The 6,277-nt window shown below is 67.4% G+C and carries 4 protein-coding genes; 3 read left to right on the top strand and 1 reads right to left on the bottom strand.

From position 1 onward, the window contains the following. Positions 1-815 (top strand): ABC transporter substrate-binding protein (locus tag IP86_RS18140; protein WP_054163833.1); only part of this gene is annotated, 815 nt, incomplete at its 5' end. A gap of 55 nt (positions 816-870) precedes the next feature. Here the strand turns inward: IP86_RS18140 and IP86_RS18135 are convergent. Next, a complete protein-coding gene (locus IP86_RS18135; protein ID WP_054163832.1) occupies positions 871-1,122 on the bottom strand; it encodes a DUF3551 domain-containing protein in 252 nt (83 codons plus the stop codon). Between the two features lie 526 nt (positions 1,123-1,648). Here IP86_RS18135 and dnaE point away from each other — a divergent pair. Beyond that, on the top strand, positions 1,649-5,125 hold the full coding sequence (dnaE, locus tag IP86_RS18130) for a DNA polymerase III subunit alpha (protein WP_054163831.1): 3,477 nt from the start codon (positions 1,649-1,651) through the stop codon (positions 5,123-5,125). Between the two features lie 164 nt (positions 5,126-5,289). Next, positions 5,290-6,277 (top strand): caspase family protein (locus IP86_RS18125; RefSeq protein ID WP_197279870.1); only part of this gene is annotated, 988 nt, incomplete at its 3' end.

The raw sequence follows: 6,277 nt of genomic DNA, 5'->3' as shown, positions 1-6,277 counted from the left end.
AGGACGTTCCCTACAAGATCGAGTGGCGGGAGTTTCCCGCCGCGGCGCCGCTCTTGGAAGCGCTCGGCGCCGGCGCGCTCGATACCGGGCTGGTCGGCGACGCGCCGTTCACCTTTGCGGCAGCCGCCAACGTCCCGGTCAAGGCGATCGCGGCGATCCGCTCCACACAGGAAGGCTTGGCCGTCCTGGTGCCGAAGGAGTCGCCGATCCGCAGCTTCGACGATCTCAAGGGCAAGAAGATCGCGACCGGTCGCGGTTCGATCGGTCACCAGCTGGTGCTGGCCGCGCTGGAAGCGAAGGGGCTCTCGCCGAAGGATGTCCAGCTGGTGTTCCTGGCGCCGTCCGACGCCAAGATCGCCTACAGCCAGGGCGCGGTCGACGCATGGTCGACCTGGGAGCCCTATGTCAGCCAGGAGGAGGTGCTGTTCGGCTCGCGCCGGGTGATCACGGCCGAAGGCCTGACGCCGGGCCTCAGTTTCCAGGTCGCACGTCCCGATGCGATCGCCGGCAAGCGGGCCGAGCTGCAGGATTTCGTGCAGCGGCTGTCGCGGGCGCGGGCCTGGTCGTTGAGTAACGTGGCCGCCTATGCGGACACCTGGGGCAAGCTGATGGGCATCCCGCCCGCGGTGCCGCTGAACTGGCTGAGCCGCGCCAAGATCAGGATCACGGCCGTCGATGATGCCGTAGTGGCGGGCGAGCAGCAGACGATCGACCTGTACTTCCGCAACGGCCTGATCAATCGCTCGCTGAAGGCCGAAGACATCGTCGACCGCTCGTTCGCCCCGGCGATCGAGGCGGCGCTGGCCAGTCAGTAGGGGCGGTGCGGTCGGACTGTCCGGAGCCTGAGGCTGAGCGCGCGTGACGGCGCGCTCAGCGACCGCGTGCGCGCCGCGCCGGGGTGCTCGGTGGCTGATACCACGGGTTCGTGACGCACTGGCCGGCGATGCCCGTCGCGGACGGCCGGCATTGCTCGATCGAGACGTAGCGGCATTCGTCGAACCGCACCGGGCCATAGACCCGCAGGCAGACCGGGTAGTTGTCGTAAGGCTGCGCCGTGGCCATCGACGGCCAGGCGAGCGGCAGGGCCAGGCCGGCCAGCAGAACCGCGGAACGGATAAGCATCGTCGTCTCCAGTGGGTGAGGCGAGCAGGGCGAGGGCGGCCGGCCGCCATTGCGGCCAACCCGTGCGCTGCGCGCGCGTTCCCGTCAATCGGTGGGAAACGGGGACAAGCCTTGCCTGTTTACGACTTGTTAGGCCTTCGGCCGTGGCCGGTATCGGCTTCCTTGACTCCAGAACAAAAGAAGAACTATGTTCTGCATATGTTCACAAGGTCAGAGGGAGGCGGACGATGCTGAAGATTTTCATCCAGGAAGCTGCGGCGCTGACGTCGATTGCGCTGTTCATCTCGATGGTCGCGGTGTGGGCGCAGGTGCTGCCGCAGCTCTGAGGCCGCAGCGCAAGACCCCGCGCCGCGCGGCGAGGCAATAGCGGGGACAAGGCCGGCGAGGCGGCTTGCATGGCCGCACCCACGGGGTCACCATTGAGGCCGAGTCGGCAGTGCTGCGCACGCCGGCCCAGCACCTTCACCCCAGCCATACGAGACGGCCGTCCCGGACCGCCGTCCCTGTGATCGAGAGCCGCCGCGCGATGAGCCAAGCCGGATTCGTCCATCTTCACGTCCATTCGGCCTATTCGCTGCTGAAAGGCTCGATGAAGATCGCCAAGCTGGCCGAGCTCGCCAAGGCGGACCACCAGCCGGCGCTGGCGCTGACCGACACCGACAACATGTTCGGCGCGCTGGAATTCTCCGACAAGCTCTCCGGCAGCGGCATCCAGCCGATCGTCGGCCTCGAACTCGGCATCGATTTCGGCGACCAGGATCCGACCTCGCGCAATTCGGCGCTGGCGCTGCCGTCGCGGATCGTGCTGCTGGCGACGCGCGAGCGCGGCTATCGCAGCCTGATGCGGCTGAATTCGCGCGCCTTCCTGGAGACGCCGGTCAATCAGGCGCCGCACATCAAGTTCGACTGGCTGGACGGCGAGACCGAGGACGTCATCGCGCTGACCGGCGGCCCGGACGGGCCGATCTCGCTGGCGATGCTGTCCGATCCGGCGCTGGCGCGGCAGCGCTGCGAGCGGCTGGCGCAGGCGTTCGGCGACCGGCTCTATGTCGAGCTGCAACGCCACAACACCGATTCTGAGCGCCGTGCCGAAGCCGGGCTGATCGATCTGGCTTACGACCTTGGCGTGCCGCTGGTCGCGACCAACGAGCCGCATTTCGCCACCACCGACGATTTCGAGGCGCACGACGCGCTGCTGTGTATCGCCTCCGGTAAGCTGATTGCCGAGGCCGACCGCGTCCAGTTCACGCCCGATCATCGCTTCAAGACCCGCGCCGAGATGGCGGTGCTGTTCGCCGATCTGCCGGAGGCGCTGGCCTCGACGGTCGAGATTGCCCAGCGCTGCGCCTACCGGCCGCTGACCCGCAAGCCGATCCTGCCGCTGTTCACCGTCGGCGCCGACGTCAGCAACGCCGAGGAGGCCGCCGCCGCCGAGGCCGCCGAACTGCGCCGTCAGGCCGAGCAGGGCCTCGAGATGCGGCTGCGCGTCCACGGCCTGTCGCCGAATACGACCGAGGAGGACTATCGCAAGCGGCTGGCGTTCGAGCTCGACGTCATCACCCGCATGAAATACGCCGGCTACTTCCTGATCGTGTCGGACTTCATCAAATGGGCGAAGGCGCACGGCATCCCGGTCGGCCCGGGCCGCGGTTCGGGCGCCGGCTCGCTGGTGGCGTATTCGCTGACCATCACCGACCTCGATCCGATCCGGTTCGGTCTGCTGTTCGAGCGCTTCCTCAATCCGGAACGCGTGTCGATGCCGGACTTCGACATCGACTTCTGCCAGGACCGCCGCGGCGAAGTGATCGACTACGTGCAGCAGCGCTATGGCCGCGATCAGGTGGCGCAGATCATCACCTTCGGAACGTTGCAGGCGCGCGGCGTGCTGCGCGACGTCGGCCGCGTGCTGCAGATGCCGTACGGGCAGGTCGACAAGCTGACCAAGCTGGTGCCGCAGAACCCGGCCGCGCCGATCTCGCTGAAGCAGGCGATCGAGGGCGAGCCGAAGCTGCAGGCGTTCCGCGACGAAGACCCGGTGGTGGCGCGCGCCTTCGACATCGCGCAGAAGCTCGAGGGCCTGACCCGCCACGCGTCGACCCACGCCGCCGGCATCGTGATCGGCGACCGGCCGCTCAGCGATCTCGTGCCGATGTATCGAGATCCGAAATCCGACATGCCGGTCACCCAGTTCAACATGAAGTGGGTGGAGCCGGCGGGCCTGGTCAAGTTCGACTTCCTCGGCCTGAAGACGCTGACGGTGCTCGACGTCGCGGTGAAGCTGCTGAAGCAGCGCGACATCCATGTCGATCTGCCGACGTTGCCGATCGACGACGCGCCGAGCTACCAGATGCTGGCGCGCGGCGACGTCGTCGGCGTGTTCCAGGTGGAAAGCGCGGGCATGCGGCGCGCGCTGGTCGACATGCGGCCGGACCGGTTCGAGGACATCATCGCGCTGGTGGCGCTGTATCGCCCGGGCCCGATGGCCAACATCCCGACCTATTGCGCCCGCAAGCACGGCGACGAGGAGCCGGAATATCTGCATCCGATGCTGGAGCCGATCCTCAAGGAGACGTTCGGCGTCATCATCTACCAAGAGCAGGTGATGCAGATCGCCCAGGTGATGGCCGGCTACTCGCTCGGCGACGCCGACCTGCTGCGCCGCGCCATGGGCAAGAAGATCCGCGCCGAGATGGACAAGCAGCGCGCGATCTTCGTCGATGGCGCGGTCAAGAATGGTGTGGCCAAGGACGCCGCCGACACCATCTTCGACCTGCTCGCCAAGTTCGCCGACTACGGCTTCAACAAGAGCCACGCGGCCGCCTATGCGCTGGTGTCGTATCACACCGCCTACATGAAGGCGCATTACCCGGTCGAATTCCTCGCCGCGTCGATGACGCTGGAAATCAACAACACCGACAAGCTGTCGGAATTCCGCGCCGAGGCGCAGCGGCTCGGCATCAAGGTCGAGGCGCCTTCCGTGAACCGGTCCGGCGCGACCTTCGAGGTCGGCGAGAACACCATCTACTACGCGCTTGCCGGCCTCAAGGGCGTCGGCATGCAGGCGGTGCAGCAGATCGTCGAGGCACGGGGCGACAAGCCGTTCGCCTCGCTGGCCGACTTCGCCGCGCGTGTCAGCCCGCGCGCGATCAACAAGCGCGTGGTCGAATGTCTCGCCGCCGCCGGCGCGTTCGATTGCCTCGATCCCAACCGTGCCCGCGTGTTCGCCGCGGCTGATGCGATCATCGCGGCGTGTCAGCGCGCCAATGAAGCGGCGACCAGCGGCCAGAACGATATGTTCGGCAGCCTGCCGGACGCGCCCGCGATCGTGATGCCGCAGATCGAAGCCTGGCTGCCGTCGGAGCGGCTGCGCCGCGAATACGACGCGATCGGCTTCTTCCTGTCGGGTCATCCGCTCGACGACTACACCACGGCGCTGAAGCGGTTGCGGGTGCAGTCCTGGACGGATTTCTGCAAGGCGGTGAAGTCCGGCGCCACCGCCGGCAAGGTCGCCGCCACGGTGGTGTCGCGGATGGAGCGGCGCACCAAGACCGGCAACAAGATGGGCATCATGGGCCTGTCCGATCCGACCGGGCATTTCGAGGCGGTGCTGTTCTCGGAAGGTCTGGCGCAATATCGCGACGTGCTGGAGCCCGGCGCCGCGGTGCTGCTGCAACTCGGCGCCGAGCTGCAGGGCGAAGACGTCCGCGCCCGCGTGCTGCACGCCGAGCCGCTCGATGCCGCTGCCGCCAAGGCGCAGAAGGGCCTGCGAATCTTCCTGCGCGATACCAAATTCCTCGATTCGGTCGCCAAGCGCCTGGAAGGCGCCGCGCCGTCGAGTCCGGCGCAGGGGCGCTCCAGCGGCGAGGGCGATGTCTCACTGGTGCTGATGCTCGACCTCGAGACCGAGGTCGAGATGAAGCTGCCGGGCCGCTACAAGGTCTCGCCGCAAATTGCCGGCGCCATCAAGGCGGTATCCGGCGTCGTCGACGTGCAGGCGCTGTAGCCGCCGACTCGTAGCGGACGCATCCGCCGGCCGGGCGCAGCGCAGTATCGGCTTGCCTTGTTCACGTCGCGTTTTGTTCAAGTGACATTCAGATGGCGGCGCGCTGAACTACGCGCGGTGGCGATCCGCAGGTGCGGATGGCGCTCATGCATCAGGTCACGATCATGCGTCTCACTCCGCTTCTGTCTGTCTTTTCAGCCTTCGTCGTTCTGCTGATCGCCGTCTCGGACGGCGCCTTTGCCCAGCAGCAGGAAAAGCGCATCGCGCTGGTGATCGGCAATGCCGCCTACGCCAAGGCGCCGCTCTCCACCGCCGCCAATGACGGCGGCCTGATCGCCCAGACCCTGCAGGCCGCCGGTTTCGACGTCAGCGGCGCCCGCGACCTCGACGGCGACACGCTGCGCGGCGCCTTCCGCGACTTCATGAAGAAGGCCGAGGATGCCGGGCCCGACACCGTCGCGGCGATCTATCTCGCCGGCTACGGCGTGCAGTATGCCGGCGAGAATTACTTCATCCCGGTCGACTCCCGAATATCTCGCGACACGGACATTCCGATCGAGGGACTGCGGATCGGCGACTACATGCGCCAGCTCGCCTCGCTGCCGCTGAAGACGAGCATCGTGGTGCTGGATCTGGCGCGTGAGCAGCCGTTCGTGCCGCCCGGTTCGATCGCCTCGGGCCTGGCGATGGTCGAGCCGAATCCGAAGATGCTGATTGCCTTCAACGCCGCACCCGGCACGGTCGCGCCGGACGAGCGCGGCGCCTACGGCGTCTATGCGCAGGCGCTGGCCGAGATGATCCGCACCGGCGGTCTGACACTGCCCCAGCTGTTCGATCGGGTCCGGCTGCGCGTCAACGAGACGACCAAGGGTGCGCAGCTGCCGTGGGATACGCGCACGATCGACTCCAATTTCATGTTCTTCGATCGCGCACCCGATGCGCCGCCGATGGCCGCGGTCGACCAGACGCTGCGCTCCAAGCCGATCCGCGATTTCGGCGCGCAGGAGGCCTATGCGGCCGCGCTCGATCGCGACACGCTGCAGGCCTATGGTGATTTCCTCGCCGCCTATCCGAACGACCCGCTCGCCAAGCGGGTGAGGGCGATCGTCGCCGCCCGGCGCGAGGCGATCACCTGGCGGCGCACCTATCGGG

Source organism: Rhodopseudomonas sp. AAP120 (genome assembly GCF_001295845.1).
Taxonomy (GTDB): Bacteria; Pseudomonadota; Alphaproteobacteria; order Rhizobiales; family Xanthobacteraceae; genus Rhodopseudomonas.
Note: the sequence above shows the minus strand (reverse complement) of the source record. Positions and strands in the feature narration are given on the sequence as shown.